Origin of the sequence: Agrobacterium larrymoorei (genome assembly GCF_037722385.1) — a bacterium.
Taxonomy (GTDB): Bacteria; Pseudomonadota; Alphaproteobacteria; order Rhizobiales; family Rhizobiaceae; genus Agrobacterium; species Agrobacterium larrymoorei_C.
Genome location: NZ_JBBKAQ010000003.1, coordinates 126,042 through 149,490, shown reverse-complemented (window position 1 = coordinate 149,490; position 23,449 = coordinate 126,042). Strand labels below are relative to the sequence as shown.

36 protein-coding genes, 1 tRNA gene and 2 pseudogenes are annotated in these 23,449 nt (G+C 56.3%); 32 read left to right on the top strand and 7 right to left on the bottom strand.

From position 1 onward, the window contains the following. The first annotated feature begins 17 nt into the window (after positions 1–17). From WKI41_RS05870 to WKI41_RS05770, 22 genes and pseudogenes are all read left to right on the top strand, one after another. Positions 18–644 (top strand): hypothetical protein, encoded by a 627-nt coding sequence (locus WKI41_RS05870; protein ID WP_340192569.1) that lies wholly within the window; start codon positions 18–20, stop codon positions 642–644. Between the two features lie 51 nt (positions 645–695). Then, positions 696–1,040: a hypothetical protein gene (locus WKI41_RS05865; RefSeq protein WP_340192568.1), complete on the top strand. Its 345-nt coding sequence runs from the start codon at positions 696–698 to the stop codon at positions 1,038–1,040. 226 nt (positions 1,041–1,266) lie between these two features. Further along, positions 1,267–1,482, top strand: a complete 216-nt coding sequence (locus WKI41_RS05860) for a hypothetical protein (RefSeq protein WP_340192567.1) — start codon at positions 1,267–1,269, stop codon at positions 1,480–1,482. A gap of 4 nt (positions 1,483–1,486) precedes the next feature. Beyond that, positions 1,487–1,756 carry a hypothetical protein gene (locus WKI41_RS05855; protein ID WP_340192566.1) on the top strand — a complete coding sequence of 90 codons (270 nt, stop codon included), beginning with the start codon at positions 1,487–1,489 and terminating at the stop codon, positions 1,754–1,756. A gap of 23 nt (positions 1,757–1,779) precedes the next feature. Then, positions 1,780–2,154, top strand: coding sequence for a hypothetical protein (locus WKI41_RS05850; RefSeq protein WP_340192565.1), 375 nt, complete (start codon positions 1,780–1,782; stop codon positions 2,152–2,154). A 42-nt stretch (positions 2,155–2,196) separates the two neighbouring features. Beyond that, positions 2,197–2,424 (top strand): hypothetical protein, encoded by a 228-nt coding sequence (locus WKI41_RS05845; RefSeq protein WP_340192564.1) that lies wholly within the window; start codon positions 2,197–2,199, stop codon positions 2,422–2,424. Beyond that, positions 2,424–2,660 carry a hypothetical protein gene (locus tag WKI41_RS05840; RefSeq protein WP_340192563.1) on the top strand — a complete coding sequence of 79 codons (237 nt, stop codon included), beginning with the start codon at positions 2,424–2,426 and terminating at the stop codon, positions 2,658–2,660. The genes WKI41_RS05845 and WKI41_RS05840 overlap by 1 nt, the downstream gene beginning before the upstream one ends. Further along, entirely contained in the window at positions 2,648–2,830 is a 183-nt protein-coding gene (locus WKI41_RS05835) for a hypothetical protein (RefSeq protein WP_340192562.1), read from the top strand. Before WKI41_RS05840 ends, WKI41_RS05835 begins: the two co-directional genes overlap by 13 nt. After that, complete coding sequence (locus tag WKI41_RS05830; RefSeq protein WP_340192561.1) at positions 2,827–3,507, top strand: hypothetical protein; 681 nt, start codon at positions 2,827–2,829, stop codon at positions 3,505–3,507. The genes WKI41_RS05835 and WKI41_RS05830 overlap by 4 nt, the downstream gene beginning before the upstream one ends. Beyond that, positions 3,507–4,238: a hypothetical protein gene (locus WKI41_RS05825; protein WP_340192560.1), complete on the top strand. Its 732-nt coding sequence runs from the start codon at positions 3,507–3,509 to the stop codon at positions 4,236–4,238. The genes WKI41_RS05830 and WKI41_RS05825 overlap by 1 nt, the downstream gene beginning before the upstream one ends. Next, positions 4,238–4,540, top strand: a complete 303-nt coding sequence (locus tag WKI41_RS05820) for a hypothetical protein (RefSeq protein WP_340192559.1) — start codon at positions 4,238–4,240, stop codon at positions 4,538–4,540. Before WKI41_RS05825 ends, WKI41_RS05820 begins: the two co-directional genes overlap by 1 nt. Beyond that, entirely contained in the window at positions 4,540–5,367 is an 828-nt protein-coding gene (locus tag WKI41_RS05815; RefSeq protein WP_340192558.1) for a hypothetical protein, read from the top strand. Before WKI41_RS05820 ends, WKI41_RS05815 begins: the two co-directional genes overlap by 1 nt. A gap of 204 nt (positions 5,368–5,571) precedes the next feature. Then, the gene (locus WKI41_RS05810) at positions 5,572–5,787 is read left to right on the top strand and encodes a hypothetical protein (protein WP_340192557.1); all 216 of its coding nucleotides are present in this window, start codon (positions 5,572–5,574) and stop codon (positions 5,785–5,787) included. Then, positions 5,784–5,987 carry a hypothetical protein gene (locus WKI41_RS05805; protein ID WP_340192556.1) on the top strand — a complete coding sequence of 68 codons (204 nt, stop codon included), beginning with the start codon at positions 5,784–5,786 and terminating at the stop codon, positions 5,985–5,987. The genes WKI41_RS05810 and WKI41_RS05805 overlap by 4 nt, the downstream gene beginning before the upstream one ends. Continuing rightward, positions 5,987–6,394, top strand: a complete 408-nt coding sequence (locus WKI41_RS05800) for an HNH endonuclease (protein ID WP_340192555.1) — start codon at positions 5,987–5,989, stop codon at positions 6,392–6,394. Before WKI41_RS05805 ends, WKI41_RS05800 begins: the two co-directional genes overlap by 1 nt. Next, positions 6,391–6,879, top strand: a complete 489-nt coding sequence (locus WKI41_RS05795) for a hypothetical protein (protein WP_340192554.1) — start codon at positions 6,391–6,393, stop codon at positions 6,877–6,879. The genes WKI41_RS05800 and WKI41_RS05795 overlap by 4 nt, the downstream gene beginning before the upstream one ends. Beyond that, a complete protein-coding gene (locus tag WKI41_RS05790; RefSeq protein ID WP_340192553.1) occupies positions 6,869–7,327 on the top strand; it encodes a hypothetical protein in 459 nt (152 codons plus the stop codon). Before WKI41_RS05795 ends, WKI41_RS05790 begins: the two co-directional genes overlap by 11 nt. After that, entirely contained in the window at positions 7,324–7,761 is a 438-nt protein-coding gene (locus tag WKI41_RS05785) for a hypothetical protein (RefSeq protein WP_340192552.1), read from the top strand. The genes WKI41_RS05790 and WKI41_RS05785 overlap by 4 nt, the downstream gene beginning before the upstream one ends. Next, positions 7,761–8,009 (top strand): hypothetical protein, encoded by a 249-nt coding sequence (locus WKI41_RS05780; RefSeq protein WP_340192551.1) that lies wholly within the window; start codon positions 7,761–7,763, stop codon positions 8,007–8,009. Before WKI41_RS05785 ends, WKI41_RS05780 begins: the two co-directional genes overlap by 1 nt. Continuing rightward, positions 8,006–8,338, top strand: coding sequence for a hypothetical protein (locus tag WKI41_RS05775; protein WP_340192550.1), 333 nt, complete (start codon positions 8,006–8,008; stop codon positions 8,336–8,338). The genes WKI41_RS05780 and WKI41_RS05775 overlap by 4 nt, the downstream gene beginning before the upstream one ends. After that, positions 8,339–8,494 (top strand): annotated as a pseudogene (locus WKI41_RS21725) (helix-turn-helix domain-containing protein); the annotation flags it as partial. A gap of 23 nt (positions 8,495–8,517) precedes the next feature. Continuing rightward, on the top strand, positions 8,518–9,606 hold the full coding sequence (locus tag WKI41_RS05770) for a tyrosine-type recombinase/integrase (protein ID WP_340192549.1): 1,089 nt from the start codon (positions 8,518–8,520) through the stop codon (positions 9,604–9,606). Positions 9,607–9,800: 194 nt separating this feature from the next. Here the strand turns inward: WKI41_RS05770 and WKI41_RS05765 are convergent, their stop codons facing one another. Then, on the bottom strand, positions 9,801–10,328 hold the full coding sequence (locus WKI41_RS05765; protein WP_340192973.1) for a dual specificity protein phosphatase family protein: 528 nt from the start codon (positions 10,326–10,328) through the stop codon (positions 9,801–9,803). A gap of 132 nt (positions 10,329–10,460) precedes the next feature. Next, positions 10,461–11,048, bottom strand: coding sequence for a YqaA family protein (locus WKI41_RS05760; protein ID WP_340192548.1), 588 nt, complete (start codon positions 11,046–11,048; stop codon positions 10,461–10,463). Positions 11,049–11,670: 622 nt separating this feature from the next. On the opposite strand from WKI41_RS05760, the gene WKI41_RS05755 reads away from it, so the two are divergent. After that, positions 11,671–12,318, top strand: a complete 648-nt coding sequence (locus tag WKI41_RS05755; protein WP_340192547.1) for an exopolysaccharide biosynthesis protein — start codon at positions 11,671–11,673, stop codon at positions 12,316–12,318. On the opposite strand, the gene WKI41_RS05750 is transcribed toward WKI41_RS05755, so the two are convergent. Continuing rightward, positions 12,305–12,598, bottom strand: a complete 294-nt coding sequence (locus WKI41_RS05750) for a hypothetical protein (protein WP_340192546.1) — start codon at positions 12,596–12,598, stop codon at positions 12,305–12,307. The two genes, WKI41_RS05755 and WKI41_RS05750, sit on opposite strands and share 14 nt — an antisense overlap. Before the next feature lie 175 nt (positions 12,599–12,773). Here WKI41_RS05750 and WKI41_RS05745 point away from each other — a divergent pair. The 3 genes from WKI41_RS05745 to WKI41_RS05735 all read left to right on the top strand — a co-directional run bounded on the left by WKI41_RS05745 (position 12,774) and on the right by WKI41_RS05735 (position 13,709). Beyond that, positions 12,774–12,848, top strand: a tRNA-Asn gene (locus WKI41_RS05745). Between the two features lie 113 nt (positions 12,849–12,961). Then, a complete protein-coding gene (locus WKI41_RS05740; RefSeq protein WP_340192545.1) occupies positions 12,962–13,447 on the top strand; it encodes a helix-turn-helix transcriptional regulator in 486 nt (161 codons plus the stop codon). 1 nt (position 13,448) lies between these two features. After that, the gene (locus tag WKI41_RS05735; RefSeq protein ID WP_340192544.1) at positions 13,449–13,709 is read left to right on the top strand and encodes a hypothetical protein; all 261 of its coding nucleotides are present in this window, start codon (positions 13,449–13,451) and stop codon (positions 13,707–13,709) included. Between the two features lie 209 nt (positions 13,710–13,918). On the opposite strand, the gene WKI41_RS05730 is transcribed toward WKI41_RS05735, so the two are convergent. Continuing rightward, a complete protein-coding gene (locus WKI41_RS05730; RefSeq protein ID WP_340192543.1) occupies positions 13,919–14,242 on the bottom strand; it encodes a DUF2934 domain-containing protein in 324 nt (107 codons plus the stop codon). A gap of 167 nt (positions 14,243–14,409) precedes the next feature. Between WKI41_RS05730 and WKI41_RS05725 the strand changes: the two genes are divergently transcribed. Further along, entirely contained in the window at positions 14,410–14,655 is a 246-nt protein-coding gene (locus tag WKI41_RS05725) for a hypothetical protein (RefSeq protein ID WP_340192542.1), read from the top strand. Positions 14,656–14,775: 120 nt separating this feature from the next. Here WKI41_RS05725 and WKI41_RS05720 read toward each other — a convergent pair whose 3' ends face one another. Together WKI41_RS05720 and WKI41_RS05715 are read right to left on the bottom strand one after the other, a co-directional pair. Continuing rightward, entirely contained in the window at positions 14,776–15,219 is a 444-nt protein-coding gene (locus tag WKI41_RS05720) for a TIGR02594 family protein (protein ID WP_425340994.1), read from the bottom strand. A 976-nt stretch (positions 15,220–16,195) separates the two neighbouring features. Then, positions 16,196–16,462: a DUF982 domain-containing protein gene (locus WKI41_RS05715; RefSeq protein WP_296022258.1), complete on the bottom strand. Its 267-nt coding sequence runs from the start codon at positions 16,460–16,462 to the stop codon at positions 16,196–16,198. 189 nt (positions 16,463–16,651) lie between these two features. Between WKI41_RS05715 and WKI41_RS05710 the strand changes: the two genes are divergently transcribed. From WKI41_RS05710 to sseA, 4 genes are all read left to right on the top strand, one after another. Continuing rightward, complete coding sequence (locus WKI41_RS05710; RefSeq protein WP_340192541.1) at positions 16,652–18,100, top strand: cryptochrome/photolyase family protein; 1,449 nt, start codon at positions 16,652–16,654, stop codon at positions 18,098–18,100. Positions 18,101–18,220: 120 nt separating this feature from the next. Beyond that, a complete protein-coding gene (locus tag WKI41_RS05705) occupies positions 18,221–19,258 on the top strand; it encodes a cysteine synthase A (protein ID WP_340192540.1) in 1,038 nt (345 codons plus the stop codon). A 12-nt stretch (positions 19,259–19,270) separates the two neighbouring features. Continuing rightward, complete coding sequence (locus WKI41_RS05700) at positions 19,271–20,008, top strand: alanyl-tRNA editing protein (protein ID WP_340192539.1); 738 nt, start codon at positions 19,271–19,273, stop codon at positions 20,006–20,008. A gap of 17 nt (positions 20,009–20,025) precedes the next feature. Continuing rightward, positions 20,026–21,447, top strand: coding sequence for a 3-mercaptopyruvate sulfurtransferase (gene sseA, locus WKI41_RS05695; protein WP_340192538.1), 1,422 nt, complete (start codon positions 20,026–20,028; stop codon positions 21,445–21,447). Positions 21,448–21,894: 447 nt separating this feature from the next. On the opposite strand, the gene WKI41_RS05690 is transcribed toward sseA, so the two are convergent. Next, a complete protein-coding gene (locus WKI41_RS05690; protein ID WP_340192537.1) occupies positions 21,895–22,779 on the bottom strand; it encodes a DUF4344 domain-containing metallopeptidase in 885 nt (294 codons plus the stop codon). 152 nt (positions 22,780–22,931) lie between these two features. Here WKI41_RS05690 and WKI41_RS05685 point away from each other — a divergent pair. Further along, positions 22,932–23,399: pseudogene (locus WKI41_RS05685) on the top strand (DUF1203 domain-containing protein). Positions 23,400–23,449 lie beyond the last annotated feature (50 nt).

Sequence of the window (23,449 nt, the reverse complement as noted above, 5' to 3'; positions counted from 1 at the left end):
TCAACGGAGATACGCAGATGAGCAACCTGATCATGGATACGGGAAACCTTGCTGAGCTTACTGGAGACGATGAAGTCCCGGAAAGCAGCATGGAGGCCCGCAAGCAAGCCGAGGGCAACGGCATTGAGTTTCATGTTGCCATGACTTCTTGGACTTTGCGCGACATGGAAGACCTGATCGTTCAGGCGGCGGCGCAACAGGTTGTCGGCAAGTTCGGCAATGACCGTCTCGCCAAGGAGATTGAGGCAAAAACGATTTCGCTCGTCACTGCAAAGGCAGATGCAGCGCTTGAATCGGTAACGACCGAGATCATCAACCAGCCGCTTATACCGAAATACACTTATGGCAAGCCTGACGCGGACCCTGTGACCATGCGCGAGTTCATTGGCCTCACCGGTCGGCAGTATCTGACGCAGATGGTTGATGTGCATGGGAAGGTCAGCGAGCGCTCTTCCTACAATGAAAAGAGCCGCATTCAGTACCTCGTTGAGAAGTGCATGGAAACGGCATTCAAGCGCGAGATTGAGAAGGCAACCAACGATCTTATTGCCGAAATCCGGCGCGGCGTCGAAGCCCAGCACAAGGCGTTCATCGAAGCTGAAAAGACCCGCTTTCGCGAAGCTCTCGCCAAGATCACGAGCTGACCCTCCCCTTCCGGCGCTATCCCATCACGATCTCAACTGAGGATGAGTAACATGGAACAGCAGATCCAAGCATTCAAAGCGGCGCTCGATGAAGCTGCCGCTGGCATGGGCGAAACGAAGTCGTGGAAGTCGAACACTTCGGCTTTTCAGGCTGCGTCCGTCGCTTTCCATAAGTTCCTGATCGCAGGCATCAACGAGTGCGGCGGTCTAGCTGATTACTACATCAGCGATCCGAACATTCTTGCGACCGAGATCAAGTACGCCTTCGATGACGGCGAAGCAGCCGAAGACGCAAAGGTTCGCAATCCAGTCACCTATGACGCTACGGCAAAGTTCAAGCGTCCTTCCGCAGGCAACATCACACACGCAATGCAGGGTGTAGGAGCGGGGGTATGAGCCAGAGAAAGCCGTGGGGCGTAAACCGGATTGGGGACATGGTATCTGCACACGTCAGAACACAGCGCGGCGGTAAGTGGTTCCGAGCTGTACCGACTCCTTATCACAAGAACACCCGTGAACGCATTCGTGCCGCGTGGTGGGTCCTCACGGGCCGCGCCGAAGCTGTCATCTGGCCAGAGGCTGGAGATCTAGAAGCCGCTTTAGGTATCGAAGGAGACCGCTCATGAGGCTTGCGCGGATCATCGGCAGCATCGAAGCGGCAACTCTGATCGTGACGATCAATCCGAAGAACGGTGCGCACAGCTACCCGTTCAAGGGACCGTCTCCAGCGCCGAACGACATCGGCCCCGTCATCGACAGCACCAAGGAAAGCAAGCGCGCCAAACGCCGTCGTCTTGCATCTGACGAGCCCTCCCACAGGGCAGCAAACAAGGGATAGGGAAATGACCGTTACAGAATTGAGAGAGCTTCTCAACCGTATGCCGGGAGAGATACCCGTCTACATACCTTCTGGCGAAGGCGTCATGTCGGCCAAGCATATATTCCGCGGTAATCTAATTGGCGTGGACCAATTTTGCGAAATAACCGTCTTCGGCGGCGATCCACATACGCCAGATTTCCAAGACGCCTTGATTGAACGCGAAACTGGCTTTTTTGACCGAAAGCAGCTGATCGACGCTTACAAAGCGCTCGTCGCTTCCACCCCCTCGTAACCTCAGCACAGCGGGATAAGAAGATGAGCGAAGCGGCAGAAATCATTGCGCGGATAATTGATCCACATTCTTTCATGCCTGACCACAGCGGCGATCAATTGGTTGGCGATATTGTCAAACAATCGAGAGAAGCGGCGATTCGTAAAGCGGAACTGGTCATAGCTGCCGTTCAAGAGTTGGAATGGCAAGACATGAATAGCGCGCCAAAGACGCGATCCTATTTGGTCTATCAACCACAGGCAAAGTCTGGGCGATCAACCCTATCAGCACGCGTCTGTGATATTTCTCAAGCAGGTCTTTCTAGGGTCAGCACCCATTGGAGGGAAAGCAGACCTCCAGCGGCATCGCCCGAAGATCGCGAAAAAATCCTCAACCCGTACGGGACCACCCAATCCTAACCCACCCCGGCTTTGTCCGATACCCGCATGAAGGGGAAGACTATGGCAGATAGCAAGAACATTGATGATGGCGGTCCGGCGTTCCCTTGCGAGGGTGGAGTTGACAGCGGACTTTACGCAGCACCAGGCATGAGCCTGAGAGATTACTTGGCCGGTCAGGCTCTCATTGCTGGAGGCCAGTATCTTGCGAACTTCCTGCCGAAGGAAGCTGCTGAAAGGGCATATCAGATTGCCGACGCCATGATTGCCGCTCGTGAAGGCCGCTCGTGATGGACGCTTTCACCACACCAGAGAAAGAGTTGCACGACGAGATCGTGGTTGACCTGCACTCGCTCAACAACCGCATCAATCGGATCGACGCCAACCTTCGGAAGGCAGAGCGCGTCGAACTCGGCACGCTAGTTCTCATGTGCTGCGCCCTGATGTTCGGCGGATGCCTGGCGCTGGAACACACCCTCTCAATTCAAGCGAAAGACCGGCAGGAGAATGTTGCATGGGCAAGGTAGCAGAACTTCACACAGAGGCCACGCGCCTCGGAGCGCTCACTGACAAAATCGTGCAGCGCCTCAATCCCGAAGGCTTCATCGAATTTCAACTTCGCCAGACCGTTAACGACGCCATCAAGGAGCTGGGGCGCGAGAAGGTCATGGAGATCGTCAAGGATGCTGCAGAATGAATTACCTCTATCTCGACATCGAAACCATTCCTGCCCAGACGGAGGCGGCTAAGGAGCGGGTTGCTGCTACTGTCAAGCCGCCAGCCCAGATGAAGAAGGCTGATACGATCGCCGCCTGGGAGAAGGAACAGAAGGCTGCGGCTGTAGAAGAGGCCATTGCCAAGACCAGCTTTGATGGCGGCATGGGCCATGTGTGCTGCATAGGCTTCGCGATCAATGGCGGGGATATCCATTCCCAGAGCGTCAAGACGATTGAGCAAGAGCGCGACGCGATTCAGTCGTTCATCGACATCGTGGGGGTGTTTCGCGCTTCGGAATGGTCGCAGATACAGATCGTGGGGCATTTTGTTGCCGGGTTTGATCTGCGCTTCCTGACGCAGCGCGCCATAGTTCTTGGGGTTCGTCTGCCCGAATGGTGGCCGAAAGACCCGAAGCCGTGGTCGAGCGAAGTGTTCGACACGATGGTGGCGTGGGCCGGGGCTAAAGGAAGCATCAGCCTTGACGCGCTGTGCTTCGCTCTCGGGCTTGAAGGCAAGGGAGAAATCGACGGCTCAATGGTTGCCCAGCTTTGGGCTGACGGTAAGCATGAGGACATCGCCGGCTATTGCCGTGATGATGTGGCCCGCGTCCGTCGTGTACATCAGAAGATGCTCGCTTCCTTTGGGGAGGCCGCGTGATGGAGAATACTGCTCTCTGGGACAAACTGGGGAAAACTGACCCTGCCCATACCAAGACATTTAAGCGTGCCGGGGGTTTCTCTGGCACCGCTATCAAACCGATGTTCTCCTATCGTCGCCTGACCGAGGAGTTTGGACCATGTGGCTCGGGCTGGGGCGTTAACGAACCGGTTTTTCAGGTTGTGCCAGGTCAAAACAATGAGGTTCTGGTCTTTTGCACGGTCTCTGGCTGGTACATGCTGGACGGTCAGCCGAAGACTGTCTACGGCGTTGGCGGCGACAAGGTCGTCACCTACATCAAGGCTAATGAGCAATATAACCGCCCTGAGAGATGGGAGAACGACGATGAGGCTTTTAAGAAGGCCTTTACGGATGCTCTGACCAACGCCTTCAAATTGGTCGGCGTGGGCGCTGATGTTCACATGGGGATGTTCGACGACAACAAGTACGTCAACAGCATGAAGGCTGAGTTTTCAGGCCAGCAGCAGAATCAAAACGATCAGGCCGATAAGCCCGGCGATGCGCCAGCAAAACCAAGCGCCGCACACCAAAAGCGCCAGTTAGAGGAAATCGAGAGGGAACTTCTCGACTGCAAATCTGTGGTGTCCGTCAACGCATGCGCCGAGAGCTGGAAGCACATCGCCAACCGCGATGGCTGGTCGCGCGATTACAAGCAAGCAGCAGCAGACAAATTTGAAGCGCGCCGTCAGGCCGTGCAGGAGGCAGCGTAATGACCACGAGATACGATGCAGTTGCAGTTCGCCGCTACAAGGACGGTAACGGCAACGAGAAGAGCCAGTTCACGACTATCGGCACGGCTTGGCCTATGCGCGAGAAGGATGGGTTCACGGTTCGCCTCAATGCCGTTCCTGCGCCCACAGAAGGCGAGTTTGTCATCCTCCTAATGCCACCACGCCAGAAGGACGATAACCGCTCTGGCGGGCAATCTCGTGGCGACCAGGGGCAAGGCAGAAACGCTAACTTCTCCAACGATCTTGATGACGATATCCCGTTCGCACCGGAGTGGCGCTAATGGGCACCGTCAACCGCACGATCCAAGACGATTACCAGCGGGACATGGCAGCCAAGCTGGTTGCCAACCGGCCCTACCCGTTCACGCTCTCCATCACCGATGGCAAGCATCGCTCCACCGCACAAAACCGGCTGCAGAACATGTGGTTCAAGGAGATTGCCGAGCAGAAGGGCGATATCAAGCCAGCGGAAGCCCGAGCCTATTGCAAGCTGACGATCGGCATCCCGATTCTGCGGGAGCAGAACGAGGCATTCCGCGCCCGTTATGACGAGGTGGTGAAGCCGCTCTCGTATGAGCAGAAGCTCGCGATCATGCAGGAACCGCTAAACTTCCCCGTCACAAGCCAGATGAACACGAAGCAGTTCACCGAATATCTCGACGGCATCATCCGTCACTTCGGTGAGCAAGGCATCGTTCTGACCATGCCTGACGATATCCGCCAGGAGCTTTACCGGAACACCGATACCGACGAGACCGCCCTATCTCAGTCGGTTGACGCTGGCATGAAGCCAGCAGAGGGCGAGGTGGAAACCCCTCCGGCTGCCTCGCCCTCAAATGATCCAGAGCGCGATATCCTTATCCGGTTCGCCGCTGAAATGCTGCCTATGGCTGCGGCGGCGAAGACAGAAGTGTGGAAGGACGTCGAACTCGGCTGGTCCGAAGGTGAGATGAAAGGTCTATCTCCTGAGGGCTTTGAAAAGGCCAAGACAGTATCGACGTCGATCCGACAGATCGCTCGGGGAAACATCAGCGTCGAAATAGCTGCCAAGGCTTGTGCCAAGGTTCTCGGCTGCAAGCCTTCTGATCTGGGGGGCGTCGATGGCTGAGCCGTTTTACAGCGAAGAGCGCCCCTCGCCCTGTCCAACGGATTGGCAGGTCGCCTGCCCGTCATGCGGCGAGCACATCAGTTGCGAGATGGAAGAGGACGTTGACGGCAGTTTCTCGAAGACTGACCGCGATGGCGATCCTGTCGTCAACTGCGAGTGCGGGTGCTTTTTCATCCCCGCTACCGTGACCGTGAGGGTTGCAGCATGAAGATGAGCGCCGCCGGACCTCACACAAAAAAAATCACCGGTGATGCCGGAGAGACGATCGGTCTTGCCGTGGAACTCGCCAACGGTCGTTGGGCACCGTTCGACAAGGAAGAGAAAACGCGCCTCGTTGAGATTGGCATCAGCTTTGAAAAGCCGAAGGACGTGCTGAACTTCTTCAAAGCCGCAGCGGCCGGAAAGGGAGAAAAGACATGAACCGATTGATCCGACGTTCCATCCACCTCTGGCAGTCCTGGCGCGCCCGTAGGAAGCTCTCAAAAGCCTACCGCTGGCAATCCGACATAGACGCCGCAATCAAGCAGGCAAAGCGCTCACACGGCAAGACGGGCCGGGTACGAGACCTTGAGCGACAGAAGCGGGATATGATGACACGCGCGCTGGGAGGGCAGTTGTGATGGTCCGTCGTGAGTTCACCCGAAACCAGAAAGAGCAGATTGTCGAGCGGTCCAAGAACGCTCTCGGTCAAATCTGCTGCGAGCGGTGCGGCCAAGTGCTTGGCAGCAAGCCTCACGAGATCGACCACATCATCCCAGAAGCGTTGCGGCCGGAAGCCGACAAGAAGGCCAAGCTGACGATTGCTGAAGGCCAGTTGCTCGGGAAGTGCTGCCACCGCGGCGCAGAGGGCAAGACGAACAAGGATGTTGCCCAGATCGCGAAAGCCAAGCGTCAATACAATGGCGCCAACGGCATCAAAACCAAGCCTGCAAAGCCCCTGCGTGGTCCCGGCTTCCCCAAATCCGAAAAGCCTAAGAAGGCCGTCGTCTTCCGGCCCTGCACCTTTTACCGCGAGGATCAGAGATGAGCAGCAACCCAGAGAAATTGGAACGCCTGAAGCAGCCAAAGTCAATGAGCATGTACGCTTCTCAAGGAGACATGATTTCGGACCTGCTTATCGATCGGAGCTTAGCCTCTGCCGAGATCGACCGATTGAAGCGCGAGAACGAGGAACTGCAGAAGCTTGCCGACCGCTTGAAGCTGGAAGCCCAAGGCCACGCTATGGAAGCTCGAACAGCCAACTCCACGATCTACGAAATCTACCAGATCGTAACAGGCGCTAAAGGCGAGCCGGGGAACTGGAGCGGTGCTGAACCGGTGCGTAAGTTCGTTACGGAGATGCAAGCGGCCCTGCTACCATTTTCTAAAGCAGCAGAGATAAAGCTTTGCGGCGAATGGCGCGATGATGAGCGCTTTGCACAAACCGACGTCGGTTTCTACCTCACTTTTGGCGATCTACGCCGTGCCCGCGCCGCCATCGCCAGCACAGGAGGCGAACACCATGGTAACTGATGAGATGGTCGAGGCATTCGGCAACGCATTCTGGAGCGTCAATGCAGCCTCCAAGATCGACGCTCAGCGTGAACATATCCGCTCAGCTCTCGAAGTCGCCCTATCGACGGACGCGGAGCCGGTGAAGAACGCGCCAGCCGTGGCGGTGAAGGCTGACTTGCCGGAACGCTTTGAGGAATGGTGGGCAGGTCGGGACAGTAAGGGCGAAAAGACACTTGATTATAACCATCGCAAACAACTGGCTTGGGAAGCATTCTATGCCGCCGCCCTCTCCGCACAGGTGCAGGACGTGGCGGATGACAGGCCGATGAAGGTCGTGAAGCATCTTGCTGAGTGGTGGGACACCTCCGACGCCCGCAACGTGCTTGGTGGCGCGCCATGGTGCGTTTTTGAAGCTAAGCGAATTCTTTCAGCCTCCCCCGCCTCCAAGCATGGAGATGAAGAATGAGCGAGATCGTGGAAGCTACATTGAAAGCAGCATGCAAAGCTTTTTCGGAAGCACGCGCAGTTTACCCTGACGGCGAAGCGGAAACGCCGATCACGGATTGGTTTGATCTAGACCCTAAAGACGCCGTCGACTTCGGCGTCCTGACCGAACCGAAATGGAACGGTCATTCCGATATCGGCAATATGCAGCAAGAGGCATATGTCGCCGCCGTGATAAGAGAGCCAATGCGTGCCGCTCTCCGCACAGCCCTATCCGAAGCAGAGCAGCGCGCAAGGCGTGAGGCGCTAGAAGAGGCGGCGATCTTGGCGGGCTCTATCGGTGACGAACAAATCCGATCTGGTTCTTTGGACCTTGAAGCATCGGTCGATAAAATCATTGTCGCCATCCGCGCCCTCATCCCATCAGAGCCTCATGATGCGGAGGGCCGGGAGTGATGAAGCTTGGAAAGCGACAACTGGAAACGCTTCTATCGGTTGGCTGCACATCGGCCATGATCGTACCGACACCCATCACCAAACGCCTCTGCGAAATCGGCCTGATGAAATCGCACGGCCCGGATGGCAGCTTTGCCAGCATCACGACTGATGGGCTCCGCGCCTTGGCTGATGCTGTGGACGCTGGTTCCATTCAGCTTTTCGTTATGCCGGAACGCCGAGCGGTGCTTGAAAGGAGCGAGGGATGACGGCGACACCAGAAATGATCGCCGCCGCTTGGTCCACATGGCACAAGCGCCACGGCGGCAAGCTCGGGCCCGGACCGGCTTTCGTTGAGGCAATCAACGCGGCATTGGCAGCCCAAAAGCTCAGCATCACCGATGAACTGCGTACCGAGATCGATCGGATGGCAAAGCACTTCGACACGTCCCCACAACAAGTCCTTCGCCGCATGGTCTTCAGCTACGCCACGAATTTAGGGTTGCGCACGCCGCCTGAATACGATGGCGAGAACGTCACTTCGATCAGGGGAAGAGAAATATCGGCTGTGAATAGCGGGAATAATGGGGAGAAGTAGATGCCTTTGTTGACGCCCGAACTCGCCGCAGAGGAGCTTGGAATTTCGTCCCGCCAACTGCGCGAGTTGACATACGAGGGAGCGATCCCATTCATCAACGTTGGTCGAGGCGATCGACCCTCACGAAGGTACGATATGGCTGATATCGAGGCCTTCAAAGCTGAGAGAAAAACGACATCATGCCCGTCTTCAAGCGCCCAGGTGCAGACACGTACAGCTACGACTTCCGCCTCAAAGGTGTTCGACATTCAGGCAATACTGGCTGCACGAATAAGAGAGAAGCGGAGCGCGTCGAACAACAAATCCGCCAAGAGGCCAAAGCTCAAGAGGTAGACGGCCGTAAGCCAATGACAATGGCTGTCGCGGTTGCCCGATACTGGGAAGAAGTCGGGCAGCACCATGCCAACAATGACACGACGCTGAAGACGATAGCATGGCTTGAAAGGGAGATCGGGAAAACGCGTCCGGTCTCCGACATCCGCAGCGCGGATATTGCCCGGTTGATCGCAAAAAGGCGACTGCCAGATGCCAAGGGTAAATCGCCATCGCCGGCAACCGTAAACCGGAGCGTCACCCAGCCGATGCGGGCGATCCTTACCCGCGCCGCCGACACGTGGGGCCAGACCATCCAAAAGATCGAATGGTCAAAACATATGCTGAAAGAACCGCAGGAGCGTGTTCGGGAGCTAAAGCATGATGAGGAAGATCGGCTGTTTGCAAAGCTGCGCAGCGACTATCACCACGTGGTGAGGTTCGCTCTTCTGACCGGATGCCGAATGCAGGAGTGCCTGGATCTCGAATGGCGGGATATTGATTGGCGGAACCAGCAAATGCGCGTCACGGGAAAAGGTCGGAAGACCAGAACCATCCCCATGACCAAAGCTGTTTATGAGCTACTGTGGACTTATCCCAGGGCGCACGAGAAGGTCTTCACTTACATCGTCCAGCGCGCCGACGTGGCGCCACGAGGAACGCGCCTACCGATTGAGCGCGAAGGCTTGAAGACGACGATGGATCGCACGGTCATTAAAGCCGGTATTGATGATTTCAGCTTCCACGACCTGCGGCACACATGCGCCACAAGGCTATTGCGGAAGGTGGGGAATATCCGTCTCGTGAAGGAATTGCTCGGGCATGAGGATATGAACACGACGCTCAAATATGCCCACGTGACGACGGAAGATTTGCGCAACGCGATGGATAAAACGAACCCGGTGGAAATTCACACGGAAATCGCCACTCAACCGGATGGCATTGCAAAGAAGTAATTGGGAAGATTGAGGTTTTAGAAGCGCGGGGACATTTCCCCCAGTCAAGTGCGCTACCGGGCTGCGCTACGCTCCGACACAAGAGAGGCGTTTATATAGAAGGCGTCTCGCGCGCAACCCAAAAAACGATCCGCCCCAGACAAAATGAGAGAATGTTGATTTCTTAGGACTGCGGGTTTTAAACGCGAGCTCACTTACATCCGCGCCAAACTGTTTTCGATCCGCTCCCAACTCTCATCCATCGGATAAGCGGCGGACACGACGGGCACGCTTAAGTGACCGTAGCGGATGGACAACTGCTTCTCAGCAGTTTCAGGATCGACGCCGGCGATCTTGCCCAGATAGATGGCGGAGGCGAGGCCTGTACGGTCGGAACCGGAGCGACAGTGGATGAGGATCGGTTTCGGGGATGTGCGCATGATTTCGACAAGCGCTTCGGCCTTGTCCATCGAAAGCGCTTCACGGGCAGACATGGCAAAATCGACATGGTGAACACCGAGTGCCTTGGATTCGGAGACCTCATCCTTGTACCAAGTGGATCCGTCATTCTCGCCGCGCAGATTTATGACGGTCTTGATGCTGTGCTGCTTTACATAAAGCGCTAGTTGCTCGGCGCTTGGCTGGTTTGAGCGATAAAGTTCGCCGGCCAGCACCTCATGAAAATTTCCAGATAGTTGAAGGAAGCCGAGATAGCCGAAGAAGCTCAGTACCAAGGCCGCCACGGCGCTCACAAAGGTGATCAGTTTTTTGCGCATCATATCGATCTTCCAACTGCCATTGGCGGAAGGAGTAGATACTGAGGCTGACATCAAGATGAACGTTCTTCGTCCATCGGTAAGCTACGGCGGGCCATGTCACCGCACAAAGACATAGACGGCATAGAGAGCGATCAACGCGCTGGCGGCGAGTGCTGCGATGATGCCGAGGCGTTTTTCAATGAAGTGGCGGATGCTTTCGCCATAACGCTGCAACAGGCCCGCTAAGATAAAGAAGCGTGCGCCGCGCGTCACGACGGCAGTGACAATAAAAAGGCCGAGGCTGATATTGGCGGCACCGGAAAGGATCGTCACCACCTTGATAGGCGGAAGGTGAGCGAGGCCTGACGTGATCAGCAGGAGAACAATGGTTTCGTAGTCAACCGACGCTTTCAAATGTTCGAAGGCATCGAGTTTGCCGTAAAACTCGAGAAGCGGACGAGCGACGCTTTCAAAGGCGTAGTGGCCAAGATACCAGCCGGCAATTCCGCCGAGTACCGATGCCACTGTGGCGACGGTCGCGTAGAACATCGCTTTGCGCGGCTTTGCCAAGACCATTGGCAGAAACATGATATCTGCGGGCAAGAAGAAAATCGAACTCTCGACGAAGGCGATGATCGCCAGCCACCAAACGGCGGTCTTGCGTGCTGCCAGGTTCATCGCCCAGGCGTAAAGACCTCTCAGCATTTCTATCTCCGTTTAATTCGGTGGTGGCGCATGTGCAAACTCCACAGCGCATGCCCTTTTAGCATCCGTCGGCGACCTGCATTAGCGGTCAAATCTGCGAATGGCAAATGATGCAGCGCAACATTATGACGCCTCATTCCGAAAAATGCTGCGGTACGGAAGCTGAAAAGCCTTGCCCGGGATTGAAGAAACCTCTCTGCTTGCTGCGGCGCAGTAGAAAATCCTTTTATTCTGGTTTTTTCCGGCATTCGGCGTAGAATGAAAATGCGAGGACATACTGAGGAGGAGACAGTTATGGACTACGTTAATTTCTTTACTTCGCTGAACCCATTTATTCTCGGCATCTTGATGATTGTTCTTTTGTTGGGCGCCTACAATAAGTGGGTCTCGCACTGACGATCTAAAGCCTGTCGTGTAAAATTGTGTAGCGGTTTGGCGGTAACGAGATGCGGCAGACGAAGGAGCTAAAGCGGAGGGAGTGAATCTGAAAGATCGCGACACGCTTGGGCCGGTCCGCGCCATCGTGATGAGCTTTGCCGGAGTGCTTCCTGCATTTGCGGATAGTCACTCATGGCCATGAATGGTATCACTTCCGAAGTTTCAATTGATTTCGGGAGAAGGCATGACGCAGGACTTCGCGTTCAAGGATACGTCTGAAAATCTGAGTTACGTTTTGCAAAAGCTGATCAATCAGCTTGGCGGAAAGACGATCACCTTGCGGGAATTGATGGAGGCCATTGGCGAGCAAGGCCTGCTACTCATGTGCGCCATTGCTTCCCTGCCCTTCCTCATTCCAGTGTCGATCCCAGGCGTCAGCACTGTGTTCGGCGCGGCGATCATCATGATCAGCCTTGCGATCATTCTGAACCGGTTGCCGTGGCTGCCAAAACGCATTCTGGATCGGCAGATGGAGACGGCGCGCCTCGTACCGGCGCTGCAGAAGGGCGTTAACATCGTTTCCTGGATGGACAAATACATTCGTCCGCGGCTGCTCTCTCTCACCACTGGCGCTATCATGAACCGCGTGAACGGCATCGCCATCATGGTCGCCGGGATCCTGCTAATGATGCCGCTGGGCTTCATCCCCTTCTCGAATACCTTGCCGGGGGTCGCCATCCTTCTGTTTTCTGCGGGTATGATCCAGCGCGACGGTGCGACCGTGCTCGGCGGCTATCTGTTCCTCGCACTGACGACCATCTACTTCGCGGCACTGGCCTATGCGGCCGTGTGGGCCGGCCAAGGTCTCAGCAACTCGCTTACGGGCGCCTGACGACATCTGTGCCATCGCGGCGCGCCTGGCGGGCGCGCTTGCGGTATTCCCACCATATGGCCAGCTGACGGCGCTTACGACGAACGAAGCGCAGATCCTGAGACAGCACCAGAAGACCGAGCGGCACCATCCAGAAACCGAGGATGGGCAGGAAGCCGAGCAATCCACCAATGACAAGCAACGTGCCGATAACAATGCGCCCGACGCGAGAGCGCGGCATCGCTACGCTCCATTTGCCCATGTGGAGTCGCCCCGTTTTGGGGTGAAGACCGAAATTCACGCCAGATCACCTCGGCTCAACAGGGTTGGGAAAACTTTTTCAACATCGTCATGCCCAGAAACGTGGGGGCTTCGGTGGATAAAACAAGATGAATCCATTTTTTTTGAAAAAAGCGCTTGGCAAATCGTCAAAGCGTTTGTATTACCCCGCTCACGCCACGCCAAGCGGCGCACGTTCCCTGGTAGCTCAGCGGTAGAGCATTCGACTGTTAATCGACAGGTCGCCGGTTCGAATCCGGCCCGGGGAGCCATTTTTACAATCGACCACATTGTAATCAAGACATCTCCCAAAAAATACCGCTGAAAAATCTTCGATCCTCAACGTCTTGAGCGCGCACATTGTTGCGACGAGATTTCAGATTCGTTGAAAGCCTATCGACGCATTAGCACGCTTTACCGTTTTGAATTTACCAACAGCACTTTTTGGAAAATCGATTCCGATTTTCCGGTCGATGCTGTAGGACGAATAAGGATCCAAGCAGCCGCTTCGGTCATCTGTCGCAATGGAGACTGCGGATATATGTCGCTCACCACTTCGCAATGCAGAGCTGCTCGGGCAATGCTCGATTGGTCGCCGGAAAAGCTTAGCGAAGCAGCCGGTATCGACCCTGCAGTTCTGACGTCGTTTGAGCATGGCCAAAATGGATCCGATGCTGAAATGATAAACCGGCTCCGTTCGTCGCTGGAAAAGGCGGGCGTTTCCTTCATCGACGACAATCAGACCTCTGCAGCCGGTGGTCCCGGGTTACGCCTTTTGAAGTCACCTGGCGAGTTCGATACCGACCAATCTGAGACAGTGCAATACAAAGAACATCTGGCGCCCGATGCGCCCACCGGAGCGGGAGGCTGATATGTCGAAAAAACAGAAGTTGGAACATTCTGAATTTTCTGGTGAGTTCGAAGATGATGGCGTGACTGTCCTTGTCGACATCTTCCGCCCTGCTGGAACCCAGCAGGACTGGCAGTTGGAAGTCATCTCCGAAGAGGACGATGTAACGACCTGGGACGAACCCTTTGCCACTGACAAGGATGCCTGGGAAGAGTTTGTCGCTACGTGCGAGCGCGATGGAATCAGAAGCTTTCTGGGTGATGAGGAGCCGGCGGTCCACTAAGGCGCCGTAAGCCGCCATTGGGCGCGCAGAGGACGCTCTACCTTTTTAAGCCAAAGCATGATGCTCAGACCCGTCGGACTCGCGGAAGGTACGACGCTTTGTGGCATTCTGACTTTCGAAAACTTCTGACGTTGTACGAAAAAGGCGACCGCTTTCACGATCGCCTGCCATTATTCGATTTAGAAGCGGTTTCGAGAACCAACCGGATACTAGCGCTTTCCGGCGCGACCGGAGACCGCCGTCGACGTGGCTGACACCGGGTCGCTTGCCGGGAACGTATCCTCGAGACCCTCCTCAAGCTCGTCGCTGGACTGAGCATTGTCTTGCGATTGCTCTTTGTTCAGCGAGGCCACCGCAGGCGATCCACCTTCAGCGTCTTCATCCTCGACTCCCAGCACAGACGTGTTGCGGGTCGCGTCGATCTCCAGCTCAGCTTCCTGCCAGTGCCGGTCGTGGTCGCCATCGCGCCGACCTTCGCTCTCCCACTTTTCATAGGCCTTGTTACGTATTTCGGATTCGCGATCGACTTGCATGGTGCTTCTCCCGTTTTGGATATCGGGAAAACAATTGGCGCACATATTGGTTCCTGCGCTCTCATTGGGCTGTATCGCAGAGAAGGGTGAGGCCCAAGGGAAGGAACGAAGCTACGCCATCACCGTTTCCTTCCCAGACCACCATTGATTATCGACAGGAGCAGACGATGAGCGACGACAAAGCGAAGACCCACAACAACGACCACCTCGATATCAAAGACGAGGATGTCGCGCGCTTTGAGACTGAGGGCGAACTCACCGAGCATGAGCAGGAACTGGATCCGGACGAACTGATCAGCCTCAGAGCACGCCGACAGGCGGCACGTCAGCATGAAGACGCGTTCATCGTCGCCACCGACCTGGAAGACGACGACCAGCGTGACGCCGCTCCCGGCACCCGCGAACAGCCATAAGCTCTTCTATCCTAGAGAACCGACGTTGAGCTTGCTCTCCTCATCGGTTCTCTAGGGAGAATGAGACGGCTGCCGGAAGAGATCAAGGACGTGTTAGCCACAGTCTGGCTGGACATTCGATCAGCGACGGACCGAGACGATTGACTTGCGGCTGAAATTGGAGACCTGGACGCGGCCGGACTGATTGCCGCCAAGGATTTGGGCGGTGGCTCCGCTCATGCTCTTCAATATACCTGCATGATAGCGCTTGCCGCTTCTGACAACGACGACATCACCGGGTTTGGCTGCGCCAACGGGGACAGCATAGCCGAAAGATTTCCAGGATTTGGCAAAGCCTGAGGATTTTGGAGGGGTGCGCCCGGATTGTTCGGCAACGACGCTGAGGAAGTGACCACACCACGGGGTTTTACGCGGATTGACGCCTAAAATTGCTTTCAGCGTCTTGTTGTTCTTGCCTTCATGAAGACCGGCATACTGCTCGGCTTGGTTTAACATGCCCGCCGAGGCGGGGCTCATGACCGCGGCACAAAGCCCCACAGCCAAAAGAAACGCAGATACTCTCACACTCTTGCCCTTTAAAAGCGCAGGACGAGTCGGCTCCAGCCCGCGCCGAAGTGTCCTTGCGCACATTCAAAGTAAGGCAGTCTCAGGAGCGACACTGCTCGCTCACGACGACTGCTGTTGAGCCGTCTATGCTCCGAATTTAGCAAGAATTTGACGAGACGTAGGCGTTTATGGGTATGTTTGCCCGGAAATCGCCCTTGGAGTTACCAAAACAGAGAAGGTTGTTCCAGATTTCGTTCATTCCTGAAAACGCCTTCCAATCGCAGCATTCACGTCTTTGTCTTCACGCTACTATTTGCTGAAAGGCTCTCCAGTTTACCAGCGGTAGCAAGCACTCGATGACACTGGATTAAACGTGTCACCGGATCCTTGCTACCGTCCGGCCTTGCGAAATGGGCGGAATGTGTAGCAGCGTTTGGGTGCTTGGTAATTCTGCCATAGGTCTGAAAGGTGCCCATGTGCAAAACTGCAGGAACTCCATAAGCCATTGAAAAGAAATAATTCCATAAGCAACAGCAGGCCTTACGCTTTGAAAGGGGGGCGTTCGCATTTGAAGTAGCCTCTCGCCTGTTCCGCCAGATATCCAGTTGGTCCAGAACGTTCCTTGAGCGATGTAAGCCAGAGTTGGCCTCATCTTCTATGTCAATCGGTGATCGGAAACGGCAGATGATGCCTCAGGCCACATAACTGCGCAAAAAACCGCTGCAACGAGGATGGTTGATTAGCGAAATTCGCGCAGCCTCAGCTTGCCCCATTCCAGTCGCATTCCCATAAGACGTCGAGCGCGTTAACGTTTCAGCAACCATTTTTTTGAGATCGAGCCGACGTCCCCGCGAGAGGAATTTAGGCAATGACGTGTCTTCGTCGTCGCTCTAGTGCTATAGTCGACAACAGTCTAGAACAGCAAAAAGCCACCCGGCGGGTACGCGACGGGTGGCTGAAAAGGTCTTCTTCGACTGAAGATCGAACGGATCGCTTACGATGCGAGCTTGGGCATCTCCACAAGGCGGTTTGCGTCGCGGCTCGCCTCGACAAAGGCGGTGCGTGCAATCTCACCAGACACACTGCCTAAAAGCGACGCCCTGCAAAGGCGCAATGCCTGCTCATACGCCTTGCCATGGCGGCTGGGCCACTCGTGTTGGAGAAAGTCAAAGGCTTCATAAGCGCCGTTGAAGGTGCGAGGCGCGCCGTTCTCCAAGGAGATCACGACGGGCGCATCCCATTTTACTTCATTCAGCATCATTGGTGGGTCTTCCATACTCAATTCACGTGCCTCCAACGTCACGTCCGGCATATGGTTCCACCTGTTTTGATTTAAAACCAACAAAATTTACCCTTCAAAAACCATAGGTACCGCTCCACCGTATTACCCTCGTTGCAGGGGAGCGAAACACTCTCGCATGCGTTACACATGAAAGCGGAAGGAGCAGGAATGACGAAGCAAGAGAGCCCGATAATCCTATGGTTTCGCAAGGACTTGCGTCTTTCCGACAATCGCGCACTTGCGGCTGCCCGCGAGCATGGCGGCGCGATCATACCGCTTTATATTCGCGAGGATCCTCAAGGCTCAAACGGTCCGCTCGGTGGCGCGCAGGAATGGTGGCTGCATCACTCGCTTACGGCCCTTTCCGATCAGTTGGAGAAGCTGGGCAGCCGTTTAATTCTGCGTAGCGGAAACACCAGCAAAGTGCTCAAGTCACTCATCAGTGACGTCGAGGCGAGCGCGATCTTTTGGAACCGCCGGTACGATCCAGACGGCATGGAGATCGACAGCGAACTTAAAAAGCAGCTGCGCGATGAAGGACACGACGTCGAAAGCTTTCCCGGCCATCTTCTGCACGAACCGTCGAAGGTGACGACAAAGAGCGGCGGGCCCTACCGCGTCTACACGCCGTTCTGGCGCGCCATAGAAGGTGGAGACGAGCCACAGGAGCCGACAGGTAAGCCGCGTCAGATATCGTCCCCGTCAAGCTGGCCGAAGTCGGAAAAGCTGGAGAGTTGGAAACTGCTGCCGACAAAGCCGGATTGGGCAAAAGATTTTTCCGACATTTGGACACCGGGGGAAGCGGGAGCAAAGGAACGGCTGGACGATTTCATCGACTCCGCGCTGAAGGGGTATGAGAAGGGCCGCGATTTTCCGGCTCAGCCATCAACATCGATGCTCTCGCCGCATTTAGCCCATGGTGAAATCACTCCTGCCCAACTTTGGCACGCCACAAGAGGGCTGTCATCCCACATCGCGTCGAACGATATCAGCCGATTTCGCAAGGAAATCGTCTGGCGCGAATTCTGCTATCACCTTCTCTTCCACTTTCCGAAACTGGATCAGAAGAACTGGAATGACAGTTTCGATGCCTTTGAATGGAAAACGGACACGGCAAAGTTCAACGCCTGGAAGCGAGGCATGACGGGCTATCCGATTGTGGACGCCGGCATGCGACAGTTGTGGAAACGTGGCGTGATGCACAACCGCGTGCGGATGATCACGGCATCGTTCATGATCAAGCATCTGCTAATCGATTGGCGCAAGGGAGAGAAGTGGTTTCGCGATACGCTTGTGGATGCCGACCCAGCCTCAAATGCTGGCAACTGGCAGTGGGTGGCTGGATCGGGTGCAGACGCCTCCCCGTTTTTCCGTATCTTCAACCCGATCATTCAAGGCGAAAAGTTCGACCCCGACGGCGAGTATGTCAAAACCTTTGTGCCGGAGCTAGAGAAGCTCGATGCCAAGTACATTCACAAGCCTTTCGACGCACCGAAGCAGGTGCTGGAGAAAGCCGGGATAGAACTTGGGAAGACGTACCCGAAGCCGGTCGTCGACCATAACGAGGCACGTCAACGCGCGCTTGCTGCCTATTCCGATATCAAGAAGAGTGAATAACCGGGTGACCGGCAAGATTTTGCGCCGGAACCCTCTTCGCCAGAAGATATTTTCTTGTCACAAGGTCGATACATAACGACATAACGGCTTTACATCGCTGACTGGACAGAAGGCCTGATCATGACCATTCATTCTTCCGTGCTGACCGCAATTGGCAACACCCCGCTCATCCGCCTCAAGGCAGCATCCGAGGCCACGGGATGTGAAATTCTTGGTAAGGCCGAGTTCATGAATCCAGGCCAGTCGGTCAAGGATCGTGCCGCGCTTTTCATCATTCGCGATGCGGAGCGACGCGGGCTCTTGCGTCCGGGTGGCACGATCGTCGAGGGTACGGCAGGCAATACGGGGATCGGACTGGCGCTCGTTGCCAACGCGCTCGGCTACAAGACGGTCATCGTCATCCCCGAGACCCAAAGCCAGGAAAAGAAGGACGCGCTGAAGCTTCTCGGCGCGCAGCTTGTTGAGGTGCCGGCAGCGCCCTACTCGAACCCCAACAACTATGTGAAAGTCTCCGGGCGTCTGGCAAAACAGCTTGCTGAGACAGATCCGAACGGGGCAATCTGGGCAAACCAGTTCGACAACGTCGCCAATCGTCAAGCGCACATCGAAACGACGGCGCCGGAAATCTGGGATCAGACGGATGGCAAGGTGGACGGCTTCATCTGCGCGGTAGGCTCCGGTGGCACGCTGGCTGGCGTCGCGGACGGTCTTCGCGATTTCAACCCGGACATCAAGATCGGTCTTGCGGATCCGGAAGGCGCCGCTCTTTACGAGTTCTACAAGAGCGGTGTTCTGAAGTCTGAAGGATCTTCGATTACCGAGGGCATCGGCCAGGGCCGTATCACCGCCAACCTTGAGGGCTTCACACCTGATTTTGCTTACAAGATTCCAGATTCGGAGGCGTTGCCGATCATCTTCGAATTGATCACCAAGGACGGCCTTTGCCTTGGGGGCTCGTCCGGCATCAACATTGCCGGTGCAATTCGGCTTGCCCGCGACCTCGGACCGGGGCATACAATCGTCACCATACTTTGTGACTACGGTAACCGTTACCAGTCCAAGCTCTTCAATCCAGATTTCCTGCGGTCCAAGGGTCTTCCCCTTCCCGCCTGGTTGACGGAGAAGAAAGAGATTTCGGTTCCGTACGAAACCGTCTGAGGTGAATGCAGCATGCCCGTGAATGCCCTGTTTCGTGATGATTTTTATCTTTCAACTTGCGAAGCGGTGGTCACGGCAGTGCATGACGATGGTGGCATAGAGCTGGATCAAACCTGCTTCTACGCCACATCCGGCGGCCAGCCGGGCGATACGGGGTTTCTGGAGCGCGCCGATGGTTCGAAGATCCAACTCGGCGTGACCCGGCATGGCGCAGACAAGAGCGTTATCATCCACGTTCCTCTCGAAGGACAACCCTCCCCGGATATTGGCGAAAAGCTGACCCTCCACATCGACTGGCAGCGCCGCTACAAGCTGATGCGCATGCACACCGCTTGCCACCTTCTTTCCGTCGTCTGCTCCTGGCCCATCACAGGTGCGGCCGTTGGCGAGGACGAGTCGCGGGTTGATTTCGATATGTCCGAGACCATCGACAAGGATGACGTGACCGCCAAGCTGATGGAGCTGGTCAGAGCGAACCATCCTATCTACCTGCAATGGATCAGCGACGAGGAGCTGGCGGCCAATCCTGGCATCGTCAAGTCCAAGCATGTCCGACCACCTGTCGGCCTCGGTCGGGTCAGCCTCGTCTGCATCGGCGAGAATTCTTCGGTTGACAGCCAGCCCTGCGGCGGCACTCATGTGTCGGAAACGCAGGAAGTCGGCGAAATTTACATCGCCAAGATCGAAAAGAAGGGCAAGGAAAACCGCCGTTTCCGCATCCGCTTCGGCAACCCCGCCGACGCCGCCTGATTTCTGGGAGAAATATCGTGAGCACCGATAAAAGCCGTTTCGTCGTTTCGGCGGATTGGGTCGAGCAGCAGCTTGGAACGCCGCACTTCCGCATCGTCGATGCATCCTGGTATCTGCCTGCGCATAAACGCGATGGAAAGCAGGACTATGCCAGCGGCCACATTCCAAGCGCCGTCTTCTTCGATCAGGATGCGATTGCCGATCATGACACCGGGCTTCCCCATTCGCTGCCCTCGCCGGAGTTTTTCGCAGAGGAAGTCGGCAAGCTCGGCCTCTCCGAGACGGACACCATCGTGGTTTATGACGGCCCCGGCTTCTTCTCCGCGCCACGCGTGTGGTGGATGCTGCGCGTTATGGGTGCCGAAAAGGTCTATGTGCTGGATGGTGGGCTTGATGGCTGGAAGGCTGCCGGCAAACCGCTTGAGACCGGAGCCCCGCAGATTGAACCGACAGAGTTTCACGCCGAGTTCAAGGCGAACCGTGTCACCTCATTCTCCGATATGCGCGCTGTCGTCGATAAGGGCGAAAAGCAGGTGGCGGACGCCAGAGGTGCAGGCCGCTTCACCGGCGACGAGGCCGAGCCTCGCGCCGGCATGCGTTCCGGCCATATGCCCGGTGCCCGCAGTCTGCCTGCCACCGCCTTTTCGGAAAACGGCCACTTCAAGGATCTGCCGACGATCCGCAAGATGATTGCCGAAGCTGGCATCGATCTTTCCAAGCCGGTCGTTACCAGCTGTGGCTCGGGCGTCACCGCCGCCGTTGTGACACTGGCATTGGAATCGCTCGGTCATTCGGACAACTCGCTTTATGACGGGTCATGGTCGGAATGGGGATCGAAGCAGGATACGCCCGTCGTTACAGGCCCTGCAGAGCCTCTGCCCACTGTCACCTACGGTCCGCTGAAAGCCCATGTCACACAGTTGGAAATGACGTCCGCACCGAAGGTCAGTCTTCCGGTGCCGGTCAATATCCAGACGGCGATCATGCGCACGCACAACATCCCGCTGCATTTCTATCGCTATCTCTACTGGCGGGTCGGTAAACGCTGGCACTGGCAGAAGCGCATGCGTATGAGCGATGCCGAGCTCTCCGCCGTGCTGAATGATCCGAAGAACTGCGTGACAGTGCTCTACCTCAACGGGTCACCCGCCGGTTTCTTCGAGTTCAACAAGGGCGACGGCGAGGTCACTGAGCTGTCATATTTCGGTCTCATGGAAGAGGCGATCGGCGCTGGCGTCGGCAAATGGTTCCTGCTCCAGGCGCTCTATTCGATCTGGCAGGACAATCCGAAAAAGGTCACCGTCTCCACCAACACGCTGGACCATCCGCGCGCCTTGCAGCTCTACCAGATGATGGGCTTCTCGCCCGTCAGAACCTATGAGGCCTGGGTGGAGCCACTGACCGACAGCGAGTATCTCGAGATTTCAAGGCGCGGTTAACGGGCTGGCTGCTGCCGCCTCTCCTGGATCGGATTAGCCGTCCGCATTCGGCATGGCATCGGCTCACGCGGCCGGAAGCGATTGAGGACAGGCCCTAGAGCGTTTCCTTGTTGAATAGAAACAGTTCTGTTGGTTCAAACGGGATCGACTGATTGTCCGGAGGGCGCGTGCCGTAGCCAAAGCATACAGCCAAGCCGTCCGGGCAAGCAGGTCGCCCGTTTCAACCAACCCTCCCGCAGATTTGCTGGCAAATCTGCAAGAGCTTCAATCGCCCGGCGCGCTTATCGCTTCGCACGGCGAAGCGGCGCGACGGGAGGGCCGGGCATCTTTCCGCCAGGCTCAAAGGCGATCGGCTCGACCGTACCTTTGGGTATGCCCTTCGCCAATCGCCGTTGCCCTGACGAAAACCTGCTCCGGCAGAGCGTTTCTATTTAACAAGGAAACGCTCTAGAGCTCTTGGCCAAGATTGACGGCGGTCGGGATTTCTTTGGCGGGTGCGTCGCCGCGATCACCATTGGTTGCAAGAAGATGAGCGGCGATCAGCTCGCCGTGAAATCTGGCAAGCTCGTAGCAATAGGTGATCTCGCGGCGTTCCTCGGACCAATAGGCGTCGGGCCTGCCGCAGCTTCTGGCGGTCAGCTTCACCTCGCCTTTCAGCTCATAGGCGCTGAAGCCGCGCGCAATCAGATCAAGAACCTTCGATTCCTTCACCATCGTCGCGTATATATCGAGGAAAGGATCGCGCGCCGGCTCGTATCGTATCTCGAACTTCGTCGTCCCCGGTGTCTTTACATGCGGTTTGAGCAACTCGTTCCAGCGAGCGACGATTTGAGGATAAGCCACTTCGCAGGCCTTCCACTCATTCTTTGGGAGACCCATCATTTCGGCGAGATCGCCATAGCCTTCGTGATCCTTGCCGACCATGAGGCATGCCATCTGGCGGTCACGCGCGACGTTCGGGACAAGGACGCTGTAGAGCGGCGCATTATGCTCGGGGAGTTCCCCGGCTGCTCGTGCCAAGTACCAGCTGTCCGTCGCGTTGACGATCGCCGTATCCAGCCACTCCTGGTTGGCCTCAAGCATGATCGTTCCGGCAAGTTCATCGGGCGTATTCTTGTCCTCGCCTGAATTGGGGAGGCTAAAGTCGGAAATCAGCATCTTGGCCGCTTCGTGATAGACGCCGAAGACAGCATTGCCGATGACGAAATTGACCGTCCGCTGCAACTGATCGTCGGTAAGGTCGTCAAGCGCGGGCGCAACCTGCGCATGCGCAGCCGGCAAGGCGGAAACTAAAAAAGCGACCGAAAGAACGGTTCGAAACCTGCGCAGCATTGACGTCAACTTTCCAGAACGAGGACGCAGCATAGATCGCTAAAGAGAACGGTCCACGCAATGGGTTGGTTTCGCTCAACCGCAAGAAACGGGTGGATAGACGATTGTTTGGCAGCCATAGCGACAAAGAAGCAACTCAGCGAGGATCCGCCATGACCACCATCATATTCACCGCATTGCCCCAGCAGCATGTTGAGGCCATCAGGCTTGGCAAACCGGATTCGAACGGCCAAGTGCCTGAACGGATGATCGCTACCGGGGACCTGCCCTGCCGCGCCTGTCTGGGGCAGATCAGGGAGGGTGATTCGGCTCTGCTTGTCTCCTAACGGCCCTTTCGCCATGTACAACCTTACGCCGAGACCGGGCCGATTTTCATTCATGCCGAGGCGTGTGGGACTTATGATGGCGCGCAGGTTCCGCCGGCAATGCTGTATAGCGCAGACTACATCGTCCGGGGTTACGATGCGGGCGACCGCATCGTTTATGGCACGGGTGCGGTGACGCCGACGGCTGAGATCGCCGCGCGTGCACAGGACCTGCTTGAAAGGCCGGATATCGCCTATGTGCATGTTCGCTCCGCACGCAACAATTGCTTCCAGTGCCGCATCGACAGAGCGTGAGGCAGAACAAGGTCGCGGTGAGAAACATTAAATTTTACTCATGCGAGCGT